The sequence below is a fragment of the Pseudomonas sp. SWRI22 genome, assembly GCF_014268395.2.
Classification (GTDB): Bacteria; Pseudomonadota; Gammaproteobacteria; order Pseudomonadales; family Pseudomonadaceae; genus Aquipseudomonas; species Aquipseudomonas paracarnis.
The window spans coordinates 1,846,157-1,870,735 of sequence record NZ_JABWQK020000001.1 but is presented as its reverse complement, the minus strand read 5'-3'; the positions used below and the strand labels follow the sequence as shown (position 1 = coordinate 1,870,735).

The window sequence follows — 24,579 nt, the reverse complement described above, 5'->3', positions numbered from 1 at the left end:
CGCTTGTCCGGCCCGGTCGCTCGATGGCCATTACCGAAAGCAGAATTTGAGTGGAGAAAACCATGAGTGCAGCCCAAAGCGTCGGTCCACAAGCGTTACCGGCACTGCAGGAACAAGTCGAGCAGATCCTTGCCGAAGCCAAGCGCCAGGGGGCCAGCGCCTGTGAAGTGGCGGTGTCGCTGGAGCAAGGGTTGTCGACTTCGGTGCGCCAGCGTGAAGTGGAAACGGTTGAATTCAATCGCGACCAAGGGTTTGGCATCACCTTGTATGCGGGCCAGCGCAAAGGCTCGGCCAGCACCTCGGCCAGTGGTCCGGAGGCGATTCGCGAGACCGTCGCCGCAGCACTGGCGATTGCCAAGCACACGTCCGAGGATGAAAGCTCGGGCCTGGCCGACAAGGCGCTGATGGCCAAGGATGTGCAGGATTTCGACCTGTTCCATGCCTGGGATATCACCCCTGAGCAAGCCATCGAGCTGGCGCTGACCTGCGAAGCGGCAGCCTTCGATGCCGATGCCCGCATCAAGAATGCGGATGGCACCACCTTGAGCACCCATCAGGGTTGCCGCGTCTACGGCAACAGCCATGGCTTTATCGGTGGTTATGCCTCCACGCGCCACAGCCTCAGTTGCGTGATGATTGCCGAAGCCAACGGGCAGATGCAGCGTGATTACTGGTACGACGTAAACCGCCAAGGCGATTTACTGGCCGACCCTGCAAGCATTGGCCAGCGTGCGGCGCAACGGGCCGCGAGCCGCCTGGGCGCGCGCCCGGTGCCGACCTGCGAAGTGCCTGTGCTGTTTTCCGCAGAGCTGGCCGGTGGTTTATTCGGCAGCTTCCTGGGCGCGATTTCCGGTGGCAACCTGTATCGCAAGTCTTCGTTCCTGGAAGGCGCCATCGGTCAGAAACTGTTCCCTGAGTGGCTGACCATTGACGAGCGCCCGCATCTGATGCGCGCGATGGGCAGTTCGTCGTTCGACGGCGATGGCCTGGCGACCTATGCCAAGCCGTTTGTCGAGAAGGGTGAGCTGGTGTCCTATGTGCTGGGTACTTATGCCGGCCGCAAGCTGGGCCTGCCAAGCACCGCTAACGCAGGCGGTGTGCATAACCTGTTCGTGACCCACGGTGATGAAGACCAGGCGGCGTTGTTGCGGCGGATGGGGCGCGGGTTGCTGGTGACTGAATTGATGGGCCATGGCCTGAACATGGTCACCGGTGACTACTCGCGGGGTGCGGCGGGCTTCTGGGTGGAGAATGGCGAGATTCAGTTCGCCGTCCAGGAAGTGACCATCGCCGGCAATATGCGCGATATGTTCAAGCAGATCGTTGCCGTGGGTAACGACCTGGAACTGCGCAGCAATATTCGCACGGGTTCGGTGCTTATCGAACGCATGACGGTCGCTGGCAGCTAATTCCTCCCGCACGTCCTGAAAGGCGCGCCATCGCGAAGATGGCGCGCCTTTTTTATTGCCTTGTCACGGCAGGATTAATAGGCTTCTCTTGTTTTGATTCTCAATATCATTTAATAATAAATATCATTACCGAATGAGTGTGGCTCATGAGTTCTGTCCTGCATGAGGATCCCTATCTGGAAAGCTGGCGTTGGATGAGCCGCCAGATTCGCTGTGGCCTGGATCCCAATGAACCCCGCCTGATTGAGCACTACCTGAACGAAGGTCGGTACCTGGCGTGTTGCACCGCAACCCATCCGTGGACGATCGCTGAAACCTCATTTCGTTTGTTGATCGACACCGCCGCTGATGTCGCATTGCCCTGGCATTGGCGTTCCCTGTGCCTGGACCAAGCCTGGCGGCCACTGCGCGACCTGGAAAAACTCTCCCACTGTGCCTGCCGCCTCAAGCGCTGGCAGACCTTTGCCTGGCAATTGGCGAGCTGCGAATTACTGCCTTCGATTTCCGTTTCTGACTTGGTGCAAGGATCTAATGATGAGTAACCCCCGTATCGAACGCGACAGCATGGGCGAACTGCATGTGCCGCAAGAAGCTTTGTATGGCGCACAAACACAGCGTGCGGTGAACAACTTTCCCATCAGTCATCAACCCATGCCGGCGCAATTCATCCGCGCCCTGATCCTGGCCAAGACAGCCGCGGCCAAGGTCAACGTCGAGCTCAAGCAAATCAGCGAAGGGCAGGGCAAGGCCATTGTCGATGCCGCCCAAGGCTTGCTGGAAGGCGACTACATGCAGCACTTCCCGGTGGATATCTTCCAGACCGGCTCCGGCACCAGTTCCAACATGAACGCCAACGAAGTGATCGCGACCCTTGCCAGCCGTTTGCTGGGCGAGGCGGTCAACCCCAACGATCATGTGAATTGCGGCCAGAGCAGCAACGACATCATCCCCACCACCATCCACGTCAGTGCCGCGTTGGTGCTACACGAGCAAACGTTGCCGGCCCTGCTGCATCTGGTGCAAGTCATCGAGCAAAAAGCCGAGGCGGTTCACCCGTTCATCAAGACCGGTCGCACGCATTTGATGGACGCCATGCCGGTGCGCATGAGCCAGGTGCTGAACGGCTGGGCGCAGCAGCTCAAGGCCAATATCGGTCACTTGCAGGACCTGCTACCGGCGCTGCAAGCATTGGCTCAGGGCGGCACGGCGGTCGGTACCGGGGTCAACGCACACCCCGAGTTTGCCAGGCGCTTCAGCCAGCAACTGAGCCTTTTGGCCGGGGTGAAATTCACGCCCGGCAAGAACCTGTTCGCGCTGATTGGCTCCCAGGACACCGCCGTTGCAGTCTCTGGCCAGTTGAAAGCCACGGCGGTGTCGCTGATGAAGATCGCCAATGACCTGCGCTGGATGAACTCCGGGCCATTGGCCGGCCTGGGTGAAATCGAACTGGAGGCGCTGCAGCCAGGCTCTTCGATCATGCCGGGCAAGGTCAACCCGGTCATTCCGGAAGCGACCGCCATGGTGGCCGCCCAGGTCATTGGCAATGACACAGTGATCACGGTGGCCGGCCAATCGGGCAACTTCGAGCTGAATGTGATGCTCCCGATCATTGCCCAAAACCTGCTCAGCAGCCTGGAGCTGCTGGCCAATGCCAGCCGGTTGCTGGCGGACAAGGCCATTGCCAGCTTCAAGGTCAATGAGCCCAAGCTCAAGGAAGCGCTGTCGCGCAATCCGATTCTGGTCACCGCACTTAACCCGATCATCGGCTACCAGAAAGCCGCTGAAATCGCCAAGAAGGCGTATCAGCAAGGCCGCCCGGTGATCGATGTCGCCCTCGAACACACCGACCTGCCTCGCAGCCAACTGGAAGTCCTGCTGGACCCGGAAAAGCTCACCGCCGGCGGCGTGTAATCAACGACCCTGCTTTGGAGGCTCACCATGGAGCACTGGAAACGCACGATCGAACGGGCCAATCGCTGCTTTATGGCAGGCGAGTTGGTTGACGCTCGCGAGGCCTATCTGCAAGCCCTGGCCCTGGCCCAAGTGTTGTTCGAACGCTGGGCGGATGCTGACGAAGCAGTGGCGGCCTGTGTCATTTCCCATCACAACCTGGCGGACCTGCACTTGCGCCTGAACCAGCCTGAGGAAAGCGCCGAATATCTCTGCGCTATCCATCAGCGCCTCTTGCAGACCATGCAGGACCCACGCCTCAGCCCGTCACTGCGCGAGGCCGCGTTGCGCCAGAGCAGCAAGACCTACGTCGAGCTGCTGAATTTCATCAGCGATCACGGCGAATACCCACGCACTCATCGGCTGCTGGGAAGTGCTGCGACGCCACCGTCCACGTCCCATTATGGAGCACATTGATATGACCTATACCTTGCCGGCCTTGCCTTACGCCTACGATGCCCTCGAGCCGCATATCGACGCGCAAACCATGGAAATTCACTACACCAAACACCACCAGACCTACATCAATAACCTCAATGCCGCGGTCGAGGGCACTGAGTTCGCCGGCTGGCCCGTGGAGAAGCTGGTGTCCAGCGTCGAAACATTGCCGGAGAAATTACGCGCTGCCGTGGTCAACCAAGGAGGCGGGCATGCGAACCACTCGTTGTTCTGGGCGGTCATGTCACCGACAGGGGGCGGCAAACCCGAGGGCGCGCTGGGCAAGGCTATCGACGAGCAATTGGGTGGTTTCGACAGCTTCAAGGAGGCCTTCACCAAGGCGGCGTTGACGCGTTTCGGTAGCGGCTGGGCCTGGTTGAGTGTCACGCCACAGAAAACGCTGGTGGTGGAAAGCAGCGGCAACCAGGACAGCCCGCTGATGAGCGGCAATACACCGGTCCTGGGCCTGGACGTTTGGGAGCACGCCTACTACTTGCAATATCAAAACCGACGACCTGAGTACATCAATGCATTTTACAGCGTCATCAACTGGCCGGAAGTTGCCGCGCGGTATCAGGCGGCCTTGGCCTGACACTCACTCCATAACAAGATCTAAGGCCGACTATGGGCACTCAAACACTGGCGATCGGTAGCGTACGAATGTTTCGTTATGCGTTTGGCACGCTGCTGCTATTGGCAGGTACTGCGTTATTGGTGGCCCATGGGCTGGACTGGTTGAACCTGGAGGCGCGCATCCTGCGCGCTTTGCAGGGTGGAGCGATCTGCGCGCTGGGCACGGCGCTGGGCGCGGTGCCGGTGTTGGTGATTCGGCGCATGCCGATGGCGCTGAGCGATACCCTGCTGGGCTTTGGTGCCGGTGTGATGCTGGCGGCGACCGCTTTTTCCCTGGTCGTGCCGGGTATCGCCGCCGCTGAAAGCCTGGGGCTTTCACCTTGGGGTGCCGGTGGCTTGATCAGCTTCGGCATCATGCTCGGGGCGTTCGGCCTGTACCTCGTAGATCGCAAGGTTTCTGGCGCCAGCCCGGAAATGCTGGTGGGTACACCGGATAAACCGGTTATCCCGCCGCGTATTTGGTTATTCGTGTTTGCCATCATTGCGCACAACATCCCGGAAGGCATGGCTGTAGGTGTTTCTGCGGGCGGAGGCATGGCGGATGCCGACAGCCTCGCCATGGGCATTGCCTTGCAGGATGTACCTGAAGGGCTAGTGATTGCGTTGGTATTGGCTGGGGCGGGAATGTCGCGGATCAAAGCCTTCCTGATTGGCGCTGCATCGGGCTTGGTTGAACCGGTATTTGCGGTGCTCTGCGCATGGCTGGTGAGCCTTGCCGAAGTGTTGTTGCCGCTGGGTTTGGCGCTGGCCGCCGGGGCAATGTTGCTGGTAGTGACTCATGAAGTCATCCCCGAGTCGCGCCGCAATGGCCATGAAAAGCTTGCCAGCCTTGGGCTGTGCCTCGGGTTTTGCGTGATGATGGTGATGGATACGGCGTTGGGCTGAGGGTGGTTCCATGTGGGAGCGAGCTTGCTCGCGAGCAACCTGAGAACACTGCGTTAAACCAGGATGCCCGCGTTATCGTTGACGTTTTTCGCGAGCAAGCTCGCTCCTACAGTAGGGATTATTCGCCTTCGTCGAAGTAGTTGTTGATCAACTCGACCAGTGCGGCCATTGCTTCGTCTTCTTGCTCGCCCTCGGTGCTCAGATGAATTTTGGTGCCTTTGCCGGCCGCCAACATCATCATCGCCATGATGCTTTTGCCATCTACCATGGACTCTGGCGTACGCCCAGCACGGATCTGGCAGGGGAACTGGCCGGCCACGCCGACGAATTTAGCCGACGCCCGTGCGTGCAGGCCCAGCTTGTTGATGATTTCAATTTCCAGAGCAGGCATCGCGCAGGTGTTCCTATCAACTCAGGTCGCGGTGGCGAACCTGGACGTTCTTGAGGGTTTGTTGCAGCACCTGGCCCAGGCGCTCAGTCAGATAGACTGAGCGGTGGTGGCCGCCAGTGCAGCCAATGGCAATGGTGACATAGGCTCGATTGCTGGCGGCAAAGCGCGGCAACCATTTGAGCAGGTAGCTGGAGATATCCAGGAACATCTCTTCTACGTCCGGTTGTGCGGCCAGGTAGTCGATCACGGGCTGATCCAGCCCGGACTGGTCGCGTAACTCCGGTTTCCAGTAAGGGTTGGGCAGGCAGCGCACATCGAACACAAGGTCGGCATCTACCGGCATGCCCCGCTTGAAGCCAAACGACTCGACCAGAAACGCTGTGCCCGGCTCAGGCTGGTTCAGCAGGCGCAGCTTGATCGCGTCGCGCAACTGATACAGGTTCAGGTTGGTGGTGTTGATCTTCAGGTCGGCCAGGTCAATGATCGGCCCGAGCAGCTTGGTCTCGTCCTCGATGGCTTCGGCCAGGGAACGGTTGGCGCTGCTGAGGGGGTGGCGTCGACGGGTTTCGGAGAAACGCTTGAGCAGGGTCTCTTCGTCGGCATCCAGGTACAGCACATCGCAATGAATGTGCTTGGCACGCACTTCTTCCAACAGTTCCGGGAAGCGCGAGAGGTGGCTGGGCAGGTTGCGCGCATCAATCGAGACCGCAACGAGCGGCTGCGCCAATTCGGTATGGATCAGTGCACGCTCCGCCAGCTCTGGCAGCAGGCCGGCAGGCAGGTTGTCGATGCAATAGAAGCCGTTGTCCTCAAGCACATTGAGGGCGGTGCTCTTACCGGAGCCGGAGCGACCGCTGACGATGATCAAACGCATGATTACTGCCCGTTTTGTTCATCCAGGACAACTTGGTACAACGCTTCATTGCTGGAAGCGCTGCGCAGTTTGTCGCGTACATCCTTGCGGTCTAGCATGCTGGCGATCTGCCGTAGCAGTTCCAGGTGCGCATCGGTGGCGGCTTCCGGGACCAGCAGCACAAACAGCAGGTCGACCGGGGCGCCGTCGATGGCGTCGAAATCAATCGGAGCGTCCAGGTGCATCAGCGCGCTCACAGGTTTATCACAACCTTTGAGGCGGCAGTGGGGGATCGCGATGCCGTTGCCAAAACCGGTGGAGCCGAGTTTTTCACGGGCAATCAGAGCTTCGAAGACATCTTGCATCTCCAGATCCGGAATTTCCCGGGCGATCAGGTTGGCAATTTGTTCGAGGGCGCGCTTTTTACTGCCGCCCGGCACGTTCACGAGGGAACGGCCGGGGGTCAGGATGTTTTCAAGTCGGATCATGGGGGGAGAGTTAACGACCTGTACCTTGCATCAGGTGCAGATTCTTTTCCTTATGCTTTATGAGTTGGCGGTCGAGCTTGTCGTAGAGGGAGTCAATGGCCGCGTACATATCTTCATGTTCCGCATTGGCGACGAGCTTGGCATTCGGTACGTGCAGGGTGGCCTCGATTTTCTGCTTGAGCTTATCGACCTCCATGATGACCTGCACGTTGGTGATCTTGTCAAAATGCCCCGCAAGCTTGTTCAGTTTGCTCTCGGTGTATTCACGCAGGGGCTTGGTGACTTCCAGCTGGTGTCCACTGATGTTGACTTGCATACAGCTTCTCCTTCGTTGCCAGTGCATAAAGCGGTGGGCAGGAATACCCACCACTGGAACGCTGTGGCCCGCCCGTCACATCAACCGCTTACGCTCGCTGGAAGGCGCGATCCCTAGGGACTCGCGGTACTTGGCGACGGTTCGACGGGCGACCTGAATGCCTTGTGCCTCCAGTAAACCAGCGATCTTGCTGTCACTCAACGGCTTTTTCTGATTTTCAGCGGCAACCAGTTTTTTGATGATCGCGCGGATCGCCGTGGACGAGCATTCACCGCCTTCAGAGGTGCTGACGTGGCTGGAGAAAAAGTATTTCAGCTCATAAATACCCCGTGGGGTATGCATGAATTTCTGCGTGGTAACCCGGGAAATCGTCGATTCATGCATGCCGACGGCTTCGGCGATGTCGTGCAGCACGAGAGGCTTCATGGCCTCGTCGCCGTACTCCAGGAAACCTCGCTGGTGTTCGACGATCTGGGTTGCGACTTTCATCAGGGTTTCGTTGCGGCTTTGCAGGCTCTTGATGAACCACCGCGCTTCCTGCAACTGGTTGCGCATGAAGGTGTTATCGGCGCTGGTGTCGGCGCGGCGCACAAAACCTGCGTATTGTGGGTTGACCCGCAGGCGCGGTACTGACTCCTGGTTCAGCTCCACCAGCCAGCGTTCGTTGTCCTTGCGCACAATGACGTCGGGCACCACATATTCGGCTTCGCTGGACTCGATCTGCGAGCCCGGACGCGGGTTGAGGCTTTGCACCAGTTCGATGACCTGGCGCAAGTCATCTTCCTTGAGCTTCATACGGCGCATCAGTTGGCTGTAGTCGCGACTGCCCAGCAGGTCGATGTAGTCACTGACCAAGCGTTGCGCTTCGGTGAGCCATGGCGTCTTGGCCGGTAATTGGCGCAGTTGCAGTAACAGGCACTCGCTGAGTGTGCGTGCGCCGATGCCTGCGGGCTCGAATTGCTGGATGCGGTGCAGGACGGCTTCGATTTCGTCCAGTTCGATATCCAGTTCCGGGTCGAAGGCCTCGAGGATCTCGTCGAGGGTTTCGTCCAGGTAACCCTGGTTATTGATGCAATCAATCAGGGTGACCGCGATCAGGCGATCGGTATCGGACATCGGCGCCAGGTTCAGTTGCCACAGCAAGTGGCTCTGAAGGCTCTCGCCCGCCGACGTGCGGGTAGTGAAGTCCCACTCGTCATCATCGCTGCTTGGCAGGCTGCTGGCGCTGGTCTGGTACACGTCTTCCCAGGCGGTGTCCACGGGAAGCTCGTTGGGAATGCGTTCGTTCCAGTCGCCTTCCTCCAGGTTGTCCACCGTCGGGGCGGTTTCCTGATAGGAGGGTTCCTGCACGTCGGAATTGGGTTTTTGCTCGATGTTATCGGCCAGAGGATCTGCGTTATCGAAGTCGTCGCCTTCTTCCTGGCGTTCGAGCATCGGATTGGACTCCAGGGCCTCCTGGATCTCCTGTTGCAGGTCCAGGGTCGACAATTGGAGCAGGCGGATGGCCTGTTGCAGCTGCGGTGTCATCGTCAGCTGCTGGCCCATTCTCAGGACTAGCGATGGTTTCATGGCAGGGGCTTAACACCTTATTCGCCGGCGCAATGCGCCATCCACGACAGGGCGCGTGAGCGCCAAACATAAGCAAATTATATGCCTGATCTCGGGGCCTTTGCCTAGAGCGCGGTAACAATAAAAAAACCGAGGTTTCCATTGACTCCCGCACGCTCCAGGTAAGAGCGCGATACCCCTGTGTTTACAGGCGGAACTCGTGACCCAGGTACACTTCCTTCACCAGCTCGTTGGCCAGGATGGTTTCGGCATCGCCTTCGGCAATCAGCTGACCATCGTTGACGATATACGCGGTTTCGCAGATATCGAGGGTTTCGCGCACGTTGTGATCGGTGATCAGCACGCCAATGCCCTTGGCCTTGAGGTGATGGATGATCTGCTTGATGTCGCCCACCGAAATCGGGTCGACACCTGCGAAGGGCTCATCCAGCAGGATGAATTTCGGCGCGGTCGCCAGGGCGCGGGCGATTTCCACGCGACGACGTTCACCACCGGACAAGCTCATGCCGAGGTTGTCGCGAATATGGTTGATGTGGAATTCCTGCAGCAGGCTTTCCAGCTCCTGGCGGCGGCCATCGCGATCGAGTTCCTTGCGGGTCTCGAGGATCGCCATGATGTTGTCGGCTACCGACAGTTTACGGAAGATCGACGCCTCCTGCGGAAGATAGCCGATACCTGCCCGTGCACGACCGTGCATGGGTTGGTGGCTGACGTCCAGGTCATCGATCAATACGCGACCCTGGTCCGCCTGGACCAGCCCGACGATCATATAGAAGCAAGTGGTTTTGCCGGCACCGTTAGGGCCGAGCAGGCCGACGATCTGGCCGCTGTCGATCGACAGGCTGACGTCGCGTACCACCTGGCGGCTTTTATAGGCCTTGGCCAGATGCTGGGCTTTCAGGGTTGCCATTACTCGGCCTTCTTCTTCGGCTGGATAACCATGTCGATGCGTGGGCGGGGTGCGGTGACCTTGTTGCCGTTGGCGCGACCGGCGTTAGCGATCTGCTTCACGGTGTCATAGGTGATTTTTTCACCTTCCGTGGAGTTGCCGTCCGGGCTCAGCACCTTGGCCTGGTCAATCAGTACGATGCGGTTCTGCTGGGCGTGATACTGGATAGTCTTGCCGTAGCCTTTCATGGGGCCTGTATCGGTAGCGGACTGCTTCTGCTCGAAATAAGCCAGGTTGCCGACCGAAGTCACCACATCGATATCGCCGGTCTTGGTACGAGTCAGGGTCACCGTGTTGCCGGTGATCTTCATCGAGCCTTGGGTGATGATCACGCCGCCGGTGTAGGTGGCGACACCTTGCTTGTCATCGAGCTGCGCATCGTCAGCCGAGATGTGGATCGGTTGCTGGCTATCGTTCGGCAGAGCCCAGGCGCTCACGCTTCCCAGTGCTGCGCCCAGACCGAGCAAAATAGGGAGAGTTTTAACGAGCCTCATACTGTCCTCTTACGTTCGATAGCAGGTGTATCCTGCTTTCTTTCAAATACGCTTTCATTCCCTTGCCAGTCGATACACCGCCAGCGCCGTCGATTCTAACGTCTTGCTCGGTCTGCGCATATTGCTTCTGTGGGAATACGGTCATGCGACTGCTGGTAATGATGGTGTCGCGGTTCTGCGCGTCTGTACGTGCGACGCGAACCGAGTCGATCAGTTCAACTTCGGTGCCGTCAGGGTTGACTTCGCCACGCTTGCTGGTCACGTGCCAGGGAAATTCGGTGCCGCGATACAGGTTCAGGTCCGGATTGGTCAGCAGGCTGACTTCGGAAGCCTTCAAGTGCTCGACCTTGTCCGATGTCATCTCATACTGCACCTTGCCGTCGGGCAGATACTGAATGCTGTAGGCATTGGTGGCGTAATAGTCGATAAGGCCTTCGTCAACCTGTGCAACAGGCTTGTCGAGAAAGCGCTCCGGGCTGATATTCCAGTAGCCCACCGCCAGGAGCAGCGCGGCGATGACCCCGAATAACAGGAAGTTGCGAATCTTTTTACTCAGCATATAACGCTCTATAGGTAGGCGGCGTGGGCCGCTTCAAGACTGCCCTGGGCACGCAGGATCAACTCGCAGAACTCGCGGGCGGCACCTTCGCCGCCACGGGCGGTGGTTATGCCATGGGCGTGTTCGCGGACAAACGCCGCGGCATTTGCGACGGCCATGCCCAGGCCCACCCGGCGAATCACCGGCAGGTCTGGCAGGTCGTCGCCCAGATAGGCGACTTGTTCATAGCTTAGGTTGAGTTGGCCAAGAAGCTCGTCCAGCACCACCAGTTTATCCTCGCGGCCCTGATACAGGTGAGGAATACCGAGGTTTTGTGCACGACGTTCCACAACCGGTGTTTTTCGACCGCTGATAATTGCGGTTTGCACGCCCGCTGCCATCAGCATCTTGATGCCTTGGCCGTCGAGGGTGTTGAAGGTCTTGAATTCGCTGCCGTCTTCGAGGAAGTACAGGCGGCCATCGGTCAGCACGCCGTCAACGTCGAAAATCGCCAGCTTGATGTCTTTACCGCGTTGCAACAGGTCGCTGTTCATTTACATCACTCCTGCGCGCAGCAAGTCGCCAAGGTTAAGGGCCCCGATCGGCCGGTCATCGTCGTCGACCACGATAAGAGCACCTATGCGGTGATCTTCCATGATTTTCAACGCTTCGGCCGCAAGCATTTCGGCGCGCGCGGTCTTGCCGTGAGGGGTCATCACTGCGTCGATGGTCGCGGTATGGATATCAATGGTGCGGTCAAGGGTGCGACGCAGGTCACCGTCGGTGAATATCCCTGCCAGTCGGCCATCGGTTTCGACGATGGCAGTCATGCCCAAGCCCTTGCGGGTCATTTCCATCAGCGCATCCCTGAGCAGGGTGCCGCGTGGAACGCTCGGCAGCTCGGCGCCGCGATGCATGACATTTTCCACTTTCAGTAGCAGGCGACGGCCCAGTGCGCCACCCGGATGGGAAAATGCGAAGTCCTCGGCCGTAAACCCGCGGGCCTCCAGCAGTGCCACCGCCAGGGCATCGCCCATTACCAGCGCGGCGGTAGTGGAGGAGGTGGGCGCCAGGTTCAGCGGGCAGGCCTCATGGGCTACGTGCACGTTCAGATTGACATCGGCGGCCTTGGCCAGCGTTGACTCAGGGTTGCCAGTGAGGCTGATCATCTGGATGCCCAGGCGCTTGATCAGCGGCAGCAGGGTCACGATTTCGTTGGTAGTACCGGAGTTGGACAGGGCGAGGATCACGTCGTCCTTGGTGATCATGCCCATGTCGCCGTGGCTGGCTTCGGCCGGGTGCACGAAAAACGCGGTGGTCCCAGTGCTCGCCAGGGTCGCTGCGATCTTGTTGCCAATGTGGCCGGACTTGCCCATGCCGACCACCACCACGCGGCCCTTGCTGGCCAGAATCATCTCGCAGGCGCGCACGAAATCCGCGTCGATATGCGCCAGCAAGCCCTCTACGGCTTCAAGCTCAAGGCGTATGGTGCGTTGTGCGGATTGAATAAGGTCGCTGGATTGGCTCATGTCTGAAATCGTATAGCCTGACGAAAAGTCGGCGATTATAGCGGTAATGATCAATTCCCTCACGCAAGTTCGTCAGGCTTTGTGCGCGGAATAACTGAAAACCATCGTCGGTAACATAGCAAGCAACGTTTTTTCCCTGTCTCAAATCTGAACCAGCGCTGTTCCGGCCTTGGGGGCTCTGTACCAGCAGTGATATAGTTCGCCGCCAGTTCGGTCCGCCCAACCCATGTGCTCAACTATTGCGCATCTGTTGAAAACCAAAGTCGCACACATGGTGTCTGAGTGAAAGGCTGCATCCCAAGGAGATTAGATGAGTGCCGATAACGCCTACGCGGTCGAGCTGAAGGGTCTTACCTTCAAGCGCGGTACGCGCAGCATCTTCAATAACGTCGATATTCGCATTCCTCGCGGCAAGGTCACGGGCATCATGGGGCCTTCCGGTTGCGGCAAGACCACCCTGTTGCGCCTGATGGGCATGCAATTGCGCCCCAGTGCCGGGGAAGTGTGGGTCAACGGCCAGAACCTGCCAACGCTGTCGCGTAGCGATCTGTTCGATGCGCGCAAGCATATGGGCGTGCTATTTCAGAGCGGCGCGCTGTTCACCGACCTCGATGTGTTCGAAAACGTAGCCTTTCCGCTGCGGGTGCACACCCAGCTGTCCGATGAAATGATTCGTGACATCGTGTTGTTGAAACTGCAGGCCGTAGGGCTTCGCGGCGCCATCGACCTGATGCCGGACGAATTGTCCGGCGGCATGAAGCGCCGTGTTGCCTTGGCGCGGGCGATTGCCCTCGACCCACAGATCCTCATGTATGACGAGCCATTCGTAGGTCAGGACCCGATCGCCATGGGCGTGTTGGTGCGCCTGATCCGCCTGCTCAACGATGCATTGGGGATCACCAGTATCGTGGTGTCCCACGACCTGGCCGAAACCGCGAGCATCGCCGACTACCTGTATGTAGTGGGTGATGGTCAGGTGCTGGGGCAGGGTACGCCTGAAGAGTTGATGAACGCCGATAACCCGCGCATTCGCCAATTCATGACCGGCAACCCCGATGGCCCGGTGCCTTTTCACTTTCCGGCAGCGGACTACCGCTCAGATCTTCTGGGGAAGCGCTGATGCGCAAGACATCTCTTATCGAGAAGGTTCGCCTTTTCGGTCGCTCGGGCATCGACATCGTCGAAGTGCTGGGGCGTTCGACCATTTTCCTGTTTCACGCCTTGCTGGGGCGCGGCGGTATCGGCGGCGGCTTTGGCCTGCTGGTCAAGCAGCTGCACTCGGTGGGGGTGATGTCCCTGGTGATCATCGTGGTCTCCGGCGTATTCATCGGCATGGTGCTGGCGCTGCAGGGTTTCAATATCCTGTCCAGCTACGGCTCGGAGCAGGCGGTAGGGCAGATGGTGGCCCTGACCCTGTTGCGTGAGCTTGGCCCGGTGGTTACCGCCTTGTTGTTCGCGGGGCGTGCAGGTTCGGCGCTGACCGCTGAAATCGGCAATATGAAATCCACTGAGCAGCTGTCCAGCCTGGAAATGATCGGCGTGGACCCGCTCAAGTACATTGTTGCCCCGCGCCTGTGGGCCGGCTTCATTTCCCTGCCACTGCTGGCAATGATCTTCAGCGTGGTGGGTATCTGGGGTGGTTCGTGGGTGGCGGTTGACTGGCTGGGGGTCTACGACGGCTCCTACTGGGCCAACATGCAAAACAGCGTGACCTTCACCGGTGACGTGCTCAACGGCATCATAAAGAGCATTGTCTTTGCCTTTGTGGTGACCTGGATTGCCGTATTCCAAGGCTATGACTGTGAGCCCACTTCAGAGGGGATCAGCCGTGCCACTACCAAGACCGTTGTATACGCTTCGTTGGCGGTACTGGGCCTTGACTTCATTTTGACCGCCTTGATGTTTGGAGATTTCTGATGCAAAACCGCACTGTGGAAATCGGTGTCGGCCTTTTCTTGCTGGCTGGCATCCTGGCTTTACTGTTGCTGGCCCTGCGAGTCAGTGGCCTTTCGGCCAGCCCTACCGCCGATACCTATAAACTTTACGCGTACTTCGACAATATCGCCGGTTTGACGGTCAGATCCAAAGTGACCATGGCCGGTGTCACCATCGGCAAGGTCACGGCAATCGATCTGGATCGCGACAGCTTTACCGGTCGGGTGACGATGCAACTGGACAAGAAGGTAGATAATCTGCCAACTGACTCCACGGCATCTATCCTCACTGCGGGTTTGCTGGGCGAGAAGTACATCGGGGTCAGCGTGGGGGGGGAAACAGCCCTGCTCAAGGATGGTTCGACCATCCACGACACACAGTCGTCGCTGGTGCTTGAAGACCTGATCGGGAAATTTTTGCTCAATACGGTCAATAAAGACGCTAAATGAGGAATCTGTTCATGATCTCTACCTTGCGACGTGGCCTGCTGGTACTGCTTGCAGCATTGCCGATGATGGCCAACGCGGCAGGTTCTGCCCACGATTTGGTGCAGGACACCACCAGCAAAATGCTGGCTGACCTCAAGGCTAATAAAGAACAGTACAAGCAAGACCCTTCCAAGTTCTATAACGCGCTCAACACGATCGTTGGCCCTGTGGTCGATGCTGAAGGCATCTCCAAAAGCATCATGACGGTCAAATATTCGCGCAAAGCTACGCCTGCGCAAATGCAGACGTTCCAGGAAAACTTCAAGAAGGGGCTGTTCCAGTTCTACGGTAACGCTCTGCTGGAATACAACAACCAGGGCATTATCGTTGATGCGCCCAAGGACGAGTCGGGCGACCGTGCCGAAGTCGGAATGAAAGTCTCCGGCAGCAATGGCGCCGTGTACCCTGTGTCCTACACCCTGACGAAGATCAACGGTGAGTGGAAACTGCGTAACGTGATCATCAACGGTATCAACATCGGCAAGCTGTTCCGTGATCAGTTCGCCGACGCGATGCAGCGCAATGGCAACGATCTGGACAAGACCATCAATGGTTGGGCCGGTGAAGTGGCCAAGGCCAAGGAAGAAACCGATAAAGCTGCCGGGAAGCCTGCGCAATGACCGAGTCGGCTGTTCGTATCGGCGACGCCGGCGAGCTGTTCCTCAGCGGCGTGCTGGATTACCGCACCGGGCCTGACCTGCGCAAGCAGGGCCAGGCGCTGATCAAGGCCAGCAAGGCGCCAGAGCTGGTGCTTGATTGCTCGGCGGTGACCAAGTCCAGCAGCGTCGGCTTGTCGTTGTTGCTGTGCTTCATGCGTGATGCCGAGGCGGCGAAAAAGCCGGTAAGCATCCGTGCGTTACCAGAAGACATGCGCGAAATTGCCGAAGTTTCCGGTTTGACCGAGCTGCTGGCGCATCCCTGATACACATTATTAAAGAAGCCCCCCGTCAGAGTCCTGCTATGCGGGGTTCGCAGGCGCGGGGCTTTTTTGTATGATGTGCGACCCGTGCGCACTGGGCGCCGATAGAGGTTGAGCATGCAGGCCCTAGAAGTTAAGAGCTTCCTTGAAGGAAAGCTGCCTGAAACGACTGTAGAAGTCGAAGGCGAAGGCTGCAATTTCCAGCTGAACGTGATTAGCGATGAACTGGCGGCATTGAGCCCGGTCAAGCGTCAGCAGCAGATCTATGCCCATTTGAACCCATGGATCACCGATGGCAGCATCCATGCGGTCACTATGAAATTTTTCAGCCGCGCGGCCTGGGCCGAGCGCACCTGAGCCCCCAAGGCGTCGAGATTCTTATGGATAAATTGATTATTACCGGCGGTGCCCGCCTTGATGGCGAGATTCGCATTTCCGGTGCGAAAAACTCCGCCTTGCCGATCCTGGCAGCGACCCTGCTGTGCGATGGCCCGGTGACTGTGGCCAACCTGCCGCACCTGCACGACATCACCACCATGATCGAGTTGTTCGGTCGCATGGGCATTGAGCCGGTGATCGACGAGAAGCTGGCCGTCGAAATCGACCCACGCACCATCAAGACCCTGGTCGCTCCGTACGAACTGGTGAAAACCATGCGTGCGTCGATCCTGGTGCTGGGCCCTATGGTTGCCCGTTTCGGCGAAGCCGAAGTAGCCTTGCCTGGCGGTTGCGCCATTGGTTCGCGTCCGGTCGACCTGCACATCCGTGGCCTTGAGGCCATGGGCGCAGTCATCGACGTCGAAGGCGGCTACATCAAGGCCAAGGCGCCGGAAGGCGGCCTGCGCGGCGCGAACTTCTTCTTTGATACCGTCAGCGTCACCGGTACCGAGAACATCATGATGGCCGCTGCTCTGGCCAACGGTCGCAGCGTGTTGCAGAACGCCGCACGCGAGCCGGAAGTGGTCGACCTGGCCAACTTCCTCAACGCCATGGGCGCGAAGGTTTCCGGTGCTGGCACCGACACCATCACTATTGATGGTGTAGAGCGTCTGCACACCGCCACCTACAAAGTCATGCCTGACCGCATCGAGACCGGTACCTACCTGGTTGCCGCTGCCGTGACCGGTGGCCGTGTGAAGGTCAAGGACACCGATCCGACCATCCTGGAAGCTGTCCTGGAAAAACTCAAGGAAGCCGGCGCAGAGATCACCACCGGCGAAGACTGGATCGAGCTGAACATGCACGGCAAGCGGCCAAAAGCCGTCAACGTGCGTACCGCTCCGTACCCGGCGTTCCCGACCGACATGCAAGCGCAGTTCATCTCCTTGAACGCGATTGCCGAAGGCACCGGTGCCGTGATCGAGACCATCTTCGAAAACCGCTTCATGCACGTGTATGAACTGCACCGCATGGGCGCCAAGATCCAGGTCGAAGGCAACACCGCCATCGTCACCGGGATCGACAAGCTCAAGGGCGCGCCAGTAATGGCAACCGACCTGCGTGCCTCGGCCAGCCTGGTAATCTCGGCACTGTGCGCCGAAGGTGACACCCTGATCGACCGCATCTACCACATAGACCGTGGTTACGAGTGCATCGAAGAGAAACTGCAGATGCTCGGCGCGAAGATTCGCCGCGTACCGGGCTAGTCCCTGCTTGTGGCGAGGGAGCTTGCTCCCGCTGGACTGCGTAGCAGTCCCGCTCTTCGAGGGCCGCTTCGCGTCTCAGCGGGAGCAAGCTCCCTCGCCACAGTTTGTTGTTGACTGGTTTGTTTCAAATCGAGGCTGTCATGGCCTCGATCTGTGTCTGGCGCCGTTTGCGACCGGACAGCAATAGCCTGATGAAGGACTGACATTTCCCATGTTGACCATCGCACTGTCCAAGGGCCGCATCCTTGACGACACGTTGCCGCTTCTGGCTGAAGCGGGCATCGTGCCGACCGAGAATCCGGACAAGAGCCGCAAGCTGATCATCCCCACGACCCAGGACGACGTGCGCCTGCTGATCGTGCGGGCTACCGACGTGCCGACCTACGTTGAACATGGCGCCGCCGACCTGGGTGTTGCCGGCAAGGATGTGCTGATGGAATACGGCGGCCAGGGCCTGTACGAGCCCCTGGACCTGCGCATCGCACTGTGCAAGCTGATGACCGCCGGCCGCGTCGGTGATGTCGAACCCAAGGGCCGCTTGCGGGTCGCCACCAAGTTCGTCAACGTTGCCAAGCGCTATTACGCCGAACAAGGCCGTCAGGTCGATATCATCAAGCTCTACGGCTCCATGGAGCTGGCACCGCTGATCGGCCTGGCGGACAAGATCATCGACGTGGTCGACACCGGCAACACCCTGCGCGCCAACGGTTTGGAGCCCCAGGATTTTATCGCTGACATCAGCTCCCGCCTGATCGTCAACAAAGCATCGATGAAGATGCAGCACGCCCGTATCCAGGCGTTGATCGACACCCTGCGCAAGGCAGTGGAGTCTCGACACCGCGGTTGACTCACCCGCGTAGCTGAAGAGCTACGCCCGTCTATCCGCCTCATAGCCAGAATTCTCAGGTGCCCAAGCGGAAACGACTGCTAGTTTAGGGCGCCTGAGTTTTTGCCAATTCTATTGAGGCCCTCGCTATGACCACGTCCACTGCAATTGCCCGACTCAACGCTGCCGACCCGGATTTCGCCCATCATCTGGATCATCTGCTGAGCTGGGAAAGCGTGTCCGACGACTCGGTCAACCAGCGGGTGCTCGACATCATCAAGGCCGTGCGTGAGCGCGGTGATGCTGCGCTGGTGGACTTCACCCGCCAGTTCGACGGCCTGGACGTGCAGTCCATGGCTGACCTGATCCTGCCGCGTGAACGCCTGGAGCTGGCGCTGACGCGCATCACCGCACCGCAGCGCGAAGCCCTCGAAGTCGCTGCGGCGCGGGTACGCAGCTATCACGAAAAGCAGAAGCAGGACTCCTGGAGCTACACCGAGGCCGACGGCACTGTGCTGGGCCAGAAGGTCACGCCACTGGACCGCGCCGGTCTGTACGTGCCTGGCGGTAAGGCGTCGTACCCGTCGTCGGTGTTGATGAATGCGATCCCGGCCAAAGTCGCAGGTGTGACCGAAGTGGTCATGGTGGTACCGACCCCGCGTGGCGAAATCAACGAGCTGGTGCTGGCTGCCGCCTGCATCGCCGGTGTGGACCGTGTGTTCACCATCGGTGGCGCCCAGGCCGTCGCAGCGCTGGCCTATGGCACCGAAAGCGTGCCGAAGGTCGACAAAGTGGTCGGCCCCGGCAATATCTACGTCGCGACTGCCAAGCGCCATGTGTTTGGCCAGGTCGGTATCGACATGATCGCCGGTCCTTCGGAAATCCTCGTGGTGTGTGACGGCCAGACCGACCCGGACTGGATCGCCATGGACCTGTTCTCCCAGGCGGAGCACGATGAAGACGCCCAGGCGATCCTGGTCAGCCCCGATGCCGACTTCCTCGACAAGGTCGCCGCCAGCATCAATAAGCTGCTGCCGACCATGGAGCGTGCCGAGATTATCGAGAAGTCGATCAACGGCCGTGGTGCGCTGATTCTGGTGCGTGACATGGAGCAGGCCATTGAAGTGGCCAACCGCATCGCGCCGGAGCACCTGGAGCTGTCCGTAGCGGACCCACAGGCCTGGTTGCCATCGATCCGTCACGCTGGGGCGATCTTCATGGGCCGTCACACCAGCGAAGCCCTGGGCGACTATTGCGCCGGCCCCAATCACGTGTTGCCAACCTCCGGTACTGCGCGTTTCTCGTCGCCGCTGGGGGTGTACGACTTCCAGAAGCGCTCGTCGATTATCTTCTGCTCGCCACAAGGCGCTTCCGAACTGGGCAAGACCGCCTCGGTGCTGGCCCGTGGTGAATCCCTCAGCGCGCACGCACGCAGCGCTGAATACCGCATCGTCAAGGGAGAGTAAGGCATGAGCAAATTCTGGAGCCCTTTCGTCAAAGACCTGGTGCCTTACGTACCCGGTGAGCAACCGAAGCTGACCAAGCTGGTCAAGCTCAACACCAACGAAAACCCCTACGGCCCATCGCCCAAGGCTCTGGCGGCAATGCAGGCCGAGTTGAACGACAACTTGCGCCTGTACCCGGACCCCAACAGCGACCTGCTCAAGCAGGCCGTGGCCAGGTATTACGGGATCGATGCCGGCAAGGTGTTCCTCGGCAACGGTTCCGACGAAGTCTTGGCGCACATCTTCCATGGCCTGTTCCAGCACGATCTGCCGCTGCTGTTCCCGGATATCAGCTACAGCTTCTACCCGGTGTACTGCGGCCTGTACGGCATTACGTTCGACGCGGTGTCACTGGACGAACAGTTCCAGATTCGGGCCGCTGACTATGCCAGGCCCAACGGCGGGATCATCTTCCCCAACCCTAACGCGCCCACCGGCTGCGTACTGGCGCTGGACGCGGTGGAGCAGATCCTCAAGGCCAGCCCGGATTCGGTGGTGGTGGTCGATGAAGCCTATATCGACTTCGGTGGCGAAACTGCCATCAGCCTGGTCGACCGTTACCCGAACCTGCTGGTGACCCAGACCCTGTCCAAATCGCGCTCACTGGCCGGTTTGCGTGTGGGCCTGGCTGTGGGCCACCCAGACCTGATCGAGGCGCTGGAGCGGGTCAAGAACAGCTTCAACTCCTACCCGTTGGATCGGTTGGCGATTGTTGGCGCGGCGGCCGCGTTTGACGACCGTGAATATTTCGAGAAAACCTGTCAGTGGGTGATCGACAGCCGCAACCAGGTCGTCGCGCAATTGCAGGGCAAGGGGTTTGAGGTATTGCCGTCGGCAGCGAACTTCATCTTTGCGCGTCACCCGCGGCATGACGCTGCAGGGCTGGCCGCCAAGTTGCGTGAGCAAGGAGTGATCGTGCGGCACTTCAAGCAGGAGCGGATTGCTCAGTTCCTGCGCATCAGCATCGGGACGCCGGAGCAGAACCAGGCGCTGATCGACGGGCTCGGCGAGCTCTGACAGACGCTGAAAATCAAATGTGGGAGCTGGCTTGCCTGCGATGACGGTGTAACAGTCGACCTATCTGTCGTTTGTTACACCGGCATCGCAGGCAAGCCAGCTCCCACACTGATTTGCGTTTAGTCAGTTACAGCAGCGGCTCATCCGGCTTCTTGTTCTTCCAGCCGTCATTGCCCGGCAGCAGCAAGTTCAAACCAATTGCCACCACCGCACACAGGGCGATGCCCTTGAGGCCGAAATCATCCGGGCCGGTGCCGGTACCGACCAGCACACCGCCAATCCCGAACACCAGCGTTACCGACACAATCACCAGGTTGCGCGCCTCGCCCAGGTCGATCTTGTGGCGAATCAGCGTGTTCATCCCCACCGCGGCAATCGAGCCGAACAGCAGGCACAGAATCCCGCCCATCACCGGCACCGGGATACTCTGCAGCAGTGCGCCGAACTTGCCGATGAATGCCAGGCTGATGGCAAACACTGCCGCCCAGGTCATGATTTTCGGGTTGTAGTTCTTGGTCAGCATCACGGCGCCGGTCACTTCGGCGTAGGTGGTGTTTGGCGGGCCGCCAAACATGCCGGCAGCCGTGGTGGCGATACCGTCACCCAGCAGCGTGCGATGCAGGCCAGGCTTTTTCAGGTAATCGCGGCCGGTCACGCTGCCTACCGCAATCACACCACCGATATGCTCGATCGCCGGGGCCAGTGCTACCGGGACGATAAACAGGATGGCCTGCCAGTTGAACTCCGGCGCGGTGAAGTGGGGCAGGGCGAACCACGGCGCAGCGGCGATTTTCGCCGTGTCGACCACACCAAAGTAGAACGACATGGCAAAACCCACCAGCACGCCGGAAATGATCGGCACCAGGCGGAAAATGCCCTTGCCGAACACCGCCACGATCAAGGTGGTGAGCAGCGCTGGCATCGAAATCAGCATCGCCGTCTGGTAGTGGATCAGCTCTGCACCGTCGCCGGACTTGCCCATGGCCATGTTGGCGGCAATCGGCGCCATGGCCAGGCCGATCGAGATGATCACCGGGCCGATCACCACGGGCGGCAGCAGCCGGTCGATAAAACCGGTGCCCTTGACCTTCACGGCCAGGCCCAGGAACGTATAGACGAAACCTGCTGCCATCACCCCACCCATGGTCGCTGCGAGGCCGAACTGGCCCTTGGCGAGAATGATCGGGGTGATGAACGCGAAGCTCGATGCCAAAAATACCGGCACCTGCCGCCCTGTCACCACCTGGAATAGCAACGTGCCAAGGCCTGCGGTAAACAGCGCGACGTTTGGATCAAGACCTGTGATCAGCGGCATCAACACCAACGCGCCAAATGCTACGAAGAGCATTTGTGCGCCAGACAGGATCTGGCGCCAAAGCGGGTCGTTGAATTCATCCTGCATGTTCACGCGTCCTTCTGCTTGGTGCCGAAGATCTTGTCACCGGCATCGCCCAGGCCCGGGATGATGTAGCCGTGTTCATTCAGGCGCTCATCGATGGATGCGGTGTAGATCTGTACATCCGGATGGGCCTTCTCGACGGCGGCGATGCCTTCGGGCGCGGCCACCAGCACCATGGCGCGGATGTCACGGCAACCGGCTTTTTTCAGCAGGTCGATGGTGGCTACCATGGAACTGCCGGTGGCGAGCATCGGGTCGATGATCATGGCCAGGCGCTCGTTGATTTCCGGGACGAGTTTTTCCAGGTAGGTGTGGGCCTGCAGCGTTTCTTCATTGCGGGCCACGCCCACGGCGCTGACCTTGGCGCCCGGAATCAGGCTGAGTACACCTTCAAGCATGCCGATACCGGCGCGCAGGATCGGTACCACGGTAATTTTCTTACCGGCTATTTTCTCCACTTGTACGGGACCGGCCCAACCGGGGATCTCGTAGGTTTCCAGGGGCAAATCCTTGGTGGCTTCGTAAGTGAGCAACGCTCCGACTTCCTGAGCAAGCTCACGGAAGTTCTTCGTGCTAATGTCGGCACGGCGCATAAGGCCGAGTTTGTGTCGGATCAGCGGGTGGCGGATCTCGCGAGTGGGCATAGGAAAGGCTCCGGCGGCGGGCAAAAAAACCGGCCTAGATTAATCTATCCGAGGGTGTTGTCCTATAGACATCAAGTACGTTAGTCCATAAAGGCTTGATTGGAGCGCACGAGAAGCGTACCTTCGCCCGCTTTTCTTGCCACAGCACCCCCTTGGAGAGCGCCATGTCTGCTGATCTCGAGCATATCCGTCAAATCATGCACGAGGCTGACTGCCTGTACACCGAAGCGCAAGTCGAAGCAGCGATCGCCAAGGTCGGCGCGCACATTACTCGCGAAATGGCCGACACCAACCCGGTGGTCTTCTGCGTGATGAACGGTGGCCTGATCTTCGCCGGCAAATTGCTGACTCACCTGCAGTTCCCATTGGAAGCCTCTTACCTGCATGCCACCCGCTATCGCAATGAAACCAGCGGCGGCGACTTGTTCTGGAAGGCCAAGCCGGAAGTGTCTTTCATCGACCGTGATGTGCTGATCATCGATGACATTCTCGATGAGGGTCACACCCTGGGTGCGATCATCGACTTCTGCAAACATGCCGGCGCACGCAAAGTGCATACCGCCGTACTGATCGACAAAGACCACGACCGCAAGGCTCGTCCTGAGCTCAAAGCCGATTTCGTCGGATTGCCGTGCGTTGACCGTTATATCTTCGGGTATGGCATGGACTACAAGGGCTACTGGCGTAACGCCAATGGCATCTACGCCGTTAAAGGGATGTAATCGATGGCCCGCTTTCTTGATCAGACCTTATTTGCAGAGTTGGCCGAGAAAGCGGGCGATAGCCCCCGTGGCCGATACCACCATAATTTCCACCAGATGGAGGAGCCGTGTCATCGCCTCGCGGTGGCGCTGCAGCCGAGTACCTATGTGCCGCCTCATCGGCACTTGAGCGCCGACAAGGCCGAGACTTTGCTGGTGCTTCAGGGGCGCCTCGGTCTGCTGATATTCACCGATGCGGGTGAAGTGATCGCCAAACGCGTGATGCAGGCGGGTGGCGAGTGCGCAGGCGTCGATCTGCCACCGGGAGTGTTTCATGGCCTGGTGGTGCTGGAGCCAGACACGGTGATGTTCGAATGCAAGGCCGGGCCTTATCGACCGGTGGGTGAGGGCGAACTGGCTGATTGGGCACCGCGAGAAGGTGATGCAGGTGTGGCTGACTACCAGCGCTGGATGCTTGCTCAGTTCGACTGAACACTGACATCCAAATGTGGGCGTCTGTAGGAGCGAGCTTGCTCGCGAAAAACGTCAACGATAACGCGTGCTTCCTGAATAAACGCGGCGCCTTTGAGCTTTTCGCGAGCAAGCTCGCTCCTACAGGTATTAGGGCGAGCCCCCTCCCACATCCGGCGTCGCGCAGGTAGACTTCAAACCCCGTGTAAATGTCTGCAGGCTGGAGTCGGTAATGCGTAAAGATAAGAAACAGGTGATTGGCGACGAAATCGGTGACGACCAGATCAAGTTGTTCCTGGACTTCGAGCCGGTTGATGCGACGTCGCCGTCCCTGCACAAACTGATCAAGGCCTATCGCGGCCTGCGTATCGACGACTTCGAGCGTTTCCTGGGCTTTTTCAAAGAAGCAGGCCTGGACCTGGACGGCAAGGACGAGCATGGCCAGACCTTCGTCGACCTGATCAGGGACCAGCGCAACGCCGCCGAGTACATCGAACTGATCGACAACGCCCGCGGCTGATTGTCCGAGCAAAAAAAACGCCCCGGCTTCAGAGTCCGGGGCGTTTTGCTTTTAACGGTAGGAGCG

At 59.2% G+C, this 24,579-nt stretch carries 31 protein-coding genes; 19 read left to right on the top strand and 12 right to left on the bottom strand.

What is annotated here, in order from left to right; translation table 11 throughout:
* The first annotated feature begins 62 nt into the window (after window positions 1-62).
* The 6 genes from pmbA to HU730_RS08185 all read left to right on the top strand — a co-directional run bounded on the left by pmbA (window position 63) and on the right by HU730_RS08185 (window position 5,315).
* Window positions 63-1,409 (top strand): metalloprotease PmbA, encoded by a 1,347-nt coding sequence (gene pmbA, locus HU730_RS08210; protein ID WP_034126305.1) that lies wholly within the window; start codon window positions 63-65, stop codon window positions 1,407-1,409.
* Between the two features lie 146 nt (window positions 1,410-1,555).
* Window positions 1,556-1,951 carry a hypothetical protein gene (locus HU730_RS08205; protein ID WP_003188570.1) on the top strand — a complete coding sequence of 132 codons (396 nt, stop codon included), beginning with the start codon at window positions 1,556-1,558 and terminating at the stop codon, window positions 1,949-1,951.
* Window positions 1,944-3,320, top strand: coding sequence for a class II fumarate hydratase (locus tag HU730_RS08200; protein WP_186527576.1), 1,377 nt, complete (start codon window positions 1,944-1,946; stop codon window positions 3,318-3,320). The genes HU730_RS08205 and HU730_RS08200 overlap by 8 nt, the downstream gene beginning before the upstream one ends.
* Before the next feature lie 27 nt (window positions 3,321-3,347).
* Window positions 3,348-3,776, top strand: coding sequence for a hypothetical protein (locus tag HU730_RS08195; RefSeq protein WP_034126307.1), 429 nt, complete (start codon window positions 3,348-3,350; stop codon window positions 3,774-3,776).
* Between the two features lies 1 nt (window position 3,777).
* The gene (locus HU730_RS08190) at window positions 3,778-4,389 is read left to right on the top strand and encodes a superoxide dismutase (protein ID WP_034126308.1); all 612 of its coding nucleotides are present in this window, start codon (window positions 3,778-3,780) and stop codon (window positions 4,387-4,389) included.
* Window positions 4,390-4,421: 32 nt separating this feature from the next.
* Window positions 4,422-5,315, top strand: a complete 894-nt coding sequence (locus HU730_RS08185; RefSeq protein WP_186527575.1) for a ZIP family metal transporter — start codon at window positions 4,422-4,424, stop codon at window positions 5,313-5,315.
* 118 nt (window positions 5,316-5,433) lie between these two features.
* Here the strand turns inward: HU730_RS08185 and HU730_RS08180 are convergent, their stop codons facing one another.
* The 10 genes from HU730_RS08180 to HU730_RS08135 all read right to left on the bottom strand — a co-directional run bounded on the left by HU730_RS08180 (window position 5,434) and on the right by HU730_RS08135 (window position 12,442).
* Entirely contained in the window at window positions 5,434-5,706 is a 273-nt protein-coding gene (locus HU730_RS08180; protein WP_003188577.1) for an HPr family phosphocarrier protein, read from the bottom strand.
* Between the two features lie 16 nt (window positions 5,707-5,722).
* Window positions 5,723-6,580, bottom strand: coding sequence for an RNase adapter RapZ (rapZ, locus tag HU730_RS08175; RefSeq protein ID WP_034126310.1), 858 nt, complete (start codon window positions 6,578-6,580; stop codon window positions 5,723-5,725).
* A gap of 2 nt (window positions 6,581-6,582) precedes the next feature.
* The gene (gene ptsN / locus HU730_RS08170; RefSeq protein ID WP_034126311.1) at window positions 6,583-7,047 is read right to left on the bottom strand and encodes a PTS IIA-like nitrogen regulatory protein PtsN; all 465 of its coding nucleotides are present in this window, start codon (window positions 7,045-7,047) and stop codon (window positions 6,583-6,585) included.
* A gap of 10 nt (window positions 7,048-7,057) precedes the next feature.
* Window positions 7,058-7,363, bottom strand: a complete 306-nt coding sequence (gene raiA, locus HU730_RS08165; RefSeq protein ID WP_003171804.1) for a ribosome-associated translation inhibitor RaiA — start codon at window positions 7,361-7,363, stop codon at window positions 7,058-7,060.
* A 75-nt stretch (window positions 7,364-7,438) separates the two neighbouring features.
* Window positions 7,439-8,932: an RNA polymerase factor sigma-54 gene (locus HU730_RS08160; RefSeq protein WP_034126312.1), complete on the bottom strand. Its 1,494-nt coding sequence runs from the start codon at window positions 8,930-8,932 to the stop codon at window positions 7,439-7,441.
* Between the two features lie 184 nt (window positions 8,933-9,116).
* Window positions 9,117-9,842 carry an LPS export ABC transporter ATP-binding protein gene (lptB, locus tag HU730_RS08155; RefSeq protein ID WP_003188582.1) on the bottom strand — a complete coding sequence of 242 codons (726 nt, stop codon included), beginning with the start codon at window positions 9,840-9,842 and terminating at the stop codon, window positions 9,117-9,119.
* On the bottom strand, window positions 9,842-10,375 hold the full coding sequence (gene lptA, locus HU730_RS08150; protein WP_032893554.1) for a lipopolysaccharide transport periplasmic protein LptA: 534 nt from the start codon (window positions 10,373-10,375) through the stop codon (window positions 9,842-9,844). The genes lptB and lptA overlap by 1 nt, the downstream gene beginning before the upstream one ends.
* Complete coding sequence (lptC, locus tag HU730_RS08145) at window positions 10,362-10,934, bottom strand: LPS export ABC transporter periplasmic protein LptC (RefSeq protein WP_014716937.1); 573 nt, start codon at window positions 10,932-10,934, stop codon at window positions 10,362-10,364. Before lptC ends, lptA begins: the two co-directional genes overlap by 14 nt.
* A gap of 8 nt (window positions 10,935-10,942) precedes the next feature.
* On the bottom strand, window positions 10,943-11,467 hold the full coding sequence (locus HU730_RS08140; RefSeq protein ID WP_054897015.1) for an HAD family hydrolase: 525 nt from the start codon (window positions 11,465-11,467) through the stop codon (window positions 10,943-10,945).
* A complete protein-coding gene (locus HU730_RS08135) occupies window positions 11,468-12,442 on the bottom strand; it encodes a KpsF/GutQ family sugar-phosphate isomerase (protein WP_034126314.1) in 975 nt (324 codons plus the stop codon).
* Window positions 12,443-12,752: 310 nt separating this feature from the next.
* Between HU730_RS08135 and HU730_RS08130 the strand changes: the two genes are divergently transcribed.
* The 10 genes from HU730_RS08130 (at window position 12,753) to hisC (ending at window position 20,778) form a co-directional block, all read left to right on the top strand.
* Window positions 12,753-13,562, top strand: coding sequence for an ATP-binding cassette domain-containing protein (locus tag HU730_RS08130; RefSeq protein WP_003188590.1), 810 nt, complete (start codon window positions 12,753-12,755; stop codon window positions 13,560-13,562).
* Window positions 13,562-14,359: a lipid asymmetry maintenance ABC transporter permease subunit MlaE gene (gene mlaE, locus HU730_RS08125; protein WP_003188592.1), complete on the top strand. Its 798-nt coding sequence runs from the start codon at window positions 13,562-13,564 to the stop codon at window positions 14,357-14,359. The genes HU730_RS08130 and mlaE overlap by 1 nt, the downstream gene beginning before the upstream one ends.
* On the top strand, window positions 14,359-14,826 hold the full coding sequence (gene mlaD / locus HU730_RS08120) for an outer membrane lipid asymmetry maintenance protein MlaD (RefSeq protein WP_003188593.1): 468 nt from the start codon (window positions 14,359-14,361) through the stop codon (window positions 14,824-14,826). The genes mlaE and mlaD overlap by 1 nt, the downstream gene beginning before the upstream one ends.
* An 11-nt stretch (window positions 14,827-14,837) precedes the next feature.
* The gene (locus tag HU730_RS08115) at window positions 14,838-15,485 is read left to right on the top strand and encodes an ABC transporter substrate-binding protein (protein WP_014716940.1); all 648 of its coding nucleotides are present in this window, start codon (window positions 14,838-14,840) and stop codon (window positions 15,483-15,485) included.
* Window positions 15,482-15,787: an STAS domain-containing protein gene (locus tag HU730_RS08110; protein WP_003188596.1), complete on the top strand. Its 306-nt coding sequence runs from the start codon at window positions 15,482-15,484 to the stop codon at window positions 15,785-15,787. Before HU730_RS08115 ends, HU730_RS08110 begins: the two co-directional genes overlap by 4 nt.
* A 114-nt stretch (window positions 15,788-15,901) precedes the next feature.
* Window positions 15,902-16,141: a BolA family protein gene (locus HU730_RS08105; RefSeq protein WP_003188597.1), complete on the top strand. Its 240-nt coding sequence runs from the start codon at window positions 15,902-15,904 to the stop codon at window positions 16,139-16,141.
* 23 nt (window positions 16,142-16,164) lie between these two features.
* Window positions 16,165-17,430: a UDP-N-acetylglucosamine 1-carboxyvinyltransferase gene (gene murA, locus HU730_RS08100; protein ID WP_034126315.1), complete on the top strand. Its 1,266-nt coding sequence runs from the start codon at window positions 16,165-16,167 to the stop codon at window positions 17,428-17,430.
* 211 nt (window positions 17,431-17,641) lie between these two features.
* A complete protein-coding gene (gene hisG / locus HU730_RS08095; protein WP_003188599.1) occupies window positions 17,642-18,277 on the top strand; it encodes an ATP phosphoribosyltransferase in 636 nt (211 codons plus the stop codon).
* 128 nt (window positions 18,278-18,405) lie between these two features.
* Window positions 18,406-19,722: a histidinol dehydrogenase gene (hisD, locus tag HU730_RS08090; protein WP_060764723.1), complete on the top strand. Its 1,317-nt coding sequence runs from the start codon at window positions 18,406-18,408 to the stop codon at window positions 19,720-19,722.
* Window positions 19,723-19,725: 3 nt separating this feature from the next.
* Window positions 19,726-20,778: a histidinol-phosphate transaminase gene (gene hisC / locus HU730_RS08085; RefSeq protein ID WP_186527574.1), complete on the top strand. Its 1,053-nt coding sequence runs from the start codon at window positions 19,726-19,728 to the stop codon at window positions 20,776-20,778.
* A gap of 127 nt (window positions 20,779-20,905) precedes the next feature.
* On the opposite strand, the gene HU730_RS08080 is transcribed toward hisC, so the two are convergent.
* Together HU730_RS08080 and upp are read right to left on the bottom strand one after the other, a co-directional pair.
* Window positions 20,906-22,180 carry a uracil-xanthine permease family protein gene (locus HU730_RS08080; protein WP_003188606.1) on the bottom strand — a complete coding sequence of 425 codons (1,275 nt, stop codon included), beginning with the start codon at window positions 22,178-22,180 and terminating at the stop codon, window positions 20,906-20,908.
* Window positions 22,181-22,182: 2 nt separating this feature from the next.
* Window positions 22,183-22,821 (bottom strand): uracil phosphoribosyltransferase, encoded by a 639-nt coding sequence (gene upp / locus HU730_RS08075; RefSeq protein WP_003188608.1) that lies wholly within the window; start codon window positions 22,819-22,821, stop codon window positions 22,183-22,185.
* Between the two features lie 164 nt (window positions 22,822-22,985).
* On the opposite strand from upp, the gene HU730_RS08070 reads away from it, so the two are divergent.
* The 3 genes from HU730_RS08070 (at window position 22,986) to HU730_RS08060 (ending at window position 24,513) form a co-directional block, all read left to right on the top strand.
* On the top strand, window positions 22,986-23,543 hold the full coding sequence (locus tag HU730_RS08070) for a hypoxanthine-guanine phosphoribosyltransferase (RefSeq protein WP_003188610.1): 558 nt from the start codon (window positions 22,986-22,988) through the stop codon (window positions 23,541-23,543).
* Window positions 23,544-23,546: 3 nt separating this feature from the next.
* Window positions 23,547-24,014 carry a WbuC family cupin fold metalloprotein gene (locus HU730_RS08065; RefSeq protein ID WP_034126318.1) on the top strand — a complete coding sequence of 156 codons (468 nt, stop codon included), beginning with the start codon at window positions 23,547-23,549 and terminating at the stop codon, window positions 24,012-24,014.
* Window positions 24,015-24,225: 211 nt separating this feature from the next.
* Window positions 24,226-24,513 (top strand): PA4642 family protein, encoded by a 288-nt coding sequence (locus HU730_RS08060; RefSeq protein WP_186527573.1) that lies wholly within the window; start codon window positions 24,226-24,228, stop codon window positions 24,511-24,513.
* Window positions 24,514-24,579: the final 66 nt, after the last annotated feature.

Excerpts from the sequence above, each read along its gene's own strand:
- hisD (WP_060764723.1), top strand. The coding sequence starts at position 18,406 with ATGACCACGTCCACTGCAATTGCCCGACTCAACGCTGCCGACCCGGAT.
- lptC (WP_014716937.1), bottom strand. The coding sequence starts at position 10,934 with ATGCTGAGTAAAAAGATTCGCAACTTCCTGTTATTCGGGGTCATCGCC.
- ptsN (WP_034126311.1), bottom strand. The coding sequence starts at position 7,047 with ATGATCCGACTTGAAAACATCCTGACCCCCGGCCGTTCCCTCGTGAAC.
- HU730_RS08130 (WP_003188590.1), top strand. The coding sequence starts at position 12,753 with ATGAGTGCCGATAACGCCTACGCGGTCGAGCTGAAGGGTCTTACCTTC.
- hisG (WP_003188599.1), top strand. The coding sequence starts at position 17,642 with ATGTTGACCATCGCACTGTCCAAGGGCCGCATCCTTGACGACACGTTG.
- mlaD (WP_003188593.1), top strand. The coding sequence starts at position 14,359 with ATGCAAAACCGCACTGTGGAAATCGGTGTCGGCCTTTTCTTGCTGGCT.
- HU730_RS08105 (WP_003188597.1), top strand. The coding sequence starts at position 15,902 with ATGCAGGCCCTAGAAGTTAAGAGCTTCCTTGAAGGAAAGCTGCCTGAA.
- HU730_RS08115 (WP_014716940.1), top strand. The coding sequence starts at position 14,838 with ATGATCTCTACCTTGCGACGTGGCCTGCTGGTACTGCTTGCAGCATTG.
- HU730_RS08195 (WP_034126307.1), top strand. The coding sequence starts at position 3,348 with ATGGAGCACTGGAAACGCACGATCGAACGGGCCAATCGCTGCTTTATG.
- upp (WP_003188608.1), bottom strand. The coding sequence starts at position 22,821 with ATGCCCACTCGCGAGATCCGCCACCCGCTGATCCGACACAAACTCGGC.
- HU730_RS08200 (WP_186527576.1), top strand. The coding sequence starts at position 1,944 with ATGAGTAACCCCCGTATCGAACGCGACAGCATGGGCGAACTGCATGTG.
- raiA (WP_003171804.1), bottom strand. The coding sequence starts at position 7,363 with ATGCAAGTCAACATCAGTGGACACCAGCTGGAAGTCACCAAGCCCCTG.
- pmbA (WP_034126305.1), top strand. The coding sequence starts at position 63 with ATGAGTGCAGCCCAAAGCGTCGGTCCACAAGCGTTACCGGCACTGCAG.
- HU730_RS08180 (WP_003188577.1), bottom strand. The coding sequence starts at position 5,706 with ATGCCTGCTCTGGAAATTGAAATCATCAACAAGCTGGGCCTGCACGCA.
- hisC (WP_186527574.1), top strand. The coding sequence starts at position 19,726 with ATGAGCAAATTCTGGAGCCCTTTCGTCAAAGACCTGGTGCCTTACGTA.
- mlaE (WP_003188592.1), top strand. The coding sequence starts at position 13,562 with ATGCGCAAGACATCTCTTATCGAGAAGGTTCGCCTTTTCGGTCGCTCG.
- HU730_RS08160 (WP_034126312.1), bottom strand. The coding sequence starts at position 8,932 with ATGAAACCATCGCTAGTCCTGAGAATGGGCCAGCAGCTGACGATGACA.
- HU730_RS08070 (WP_003188610.1), top strand. The coding sequence starts at position 22,986 with ATGTCTGCTGATCTCGAGCATATCCGTCAAATCATGCACGAGGCTGAC.
- rapZ (WP_034126310.1), bottom strand. The coding sequence starts at position 6,580 with ATGCGTTTGATCATCGTCAGCGGTCGCTCCGGCTCCGGTAAGAGCACC.
- HU730_RS08110 (WP_003188596.1), top strand. The coding sequence starts at position 15,482 with ATGACCGAGTCGGCTGTTCGTATCGGCGACGCCGGCGAGCTGTTCCTC.
- lptA (WP_032893554.1), bottom strand. The coding sequence starts at position 10,375 with ATGAGGCTCGTTAAAACTCTCCCTATTTTGCTCGGTCTGGGCGCAGCA.
- lptB (WP_003188582.1), bottom strand. The coding sequence starts at position 9,842 with ATGGCAACCCTGAAAGCCCAGCATCTGGCCAAGGCCTATAAAAGCCGC.
- HU730_RS08080 (WP_003188606.1), bottom strand. The coding sequence starts at position 22,180 with ATGCAGGATGAATTCAACGACCCGCTTTGGCGCCAGATCCTGTCTGGC.
- HU730_RS08190 (WP_034126308.1), top strand. The coding sequence starts at position 3,778 with ATGACCTATACCTTGCCGGCCTTGCCTTACGCCTACGATGCCCTCGAG.
- murA (WP_034126315.1), top strand. The coding sequence starts at position 16,165 with ATGGATAAATTGATTATTACCGGCGGTGCCCGCCTTGATGGCGAGATT.
- HU730_RS08135 (WP_034126314.1), bottom strand. The coding sequence starts at position 12,442 with ATGAGCCAATCCAGCGACCTTATTCAATCCGCACAACGCACCATACGC.
- HU730_RS08140 (WP_054897015.1), bottom strand. The coding sequence starts at position 11,467 with ATGAACAGCGACCTGTTGCAACGCGGTAAAGACATCAAGCTGGCGATT.
- HU730_RS08205 (WP_003188570.1), top strand. The coding sequence starts at position 1,556 with ATGAGTTCTGTCCTGCATGAGGATCCCTATCTGGAAAGCTGGCGTTGG.
- HU730_RS08185 (WP_186527575.1), top strand. The coding sequence starts at position 4,422 with ATGGGCACTCAAACACTGGCGATCGGTAGCGTACGAATGTTTCGTTAT.
- HU730_RS08065 (WP_034126318.1), top strand. The coding sequence starts at position 23,547 with ATGGCCCGCTTTCTTGATCAGACCTTATTTGCAGAGTTGGCCGAGAAA.
- HU730_RS08060 (WP_186527573.1), top strand. The coding sequence starts at position 24,226 with ATGCGTAAAGATAAGAAACAGGTGATTGGCGACGAAATCGGTGACGAC.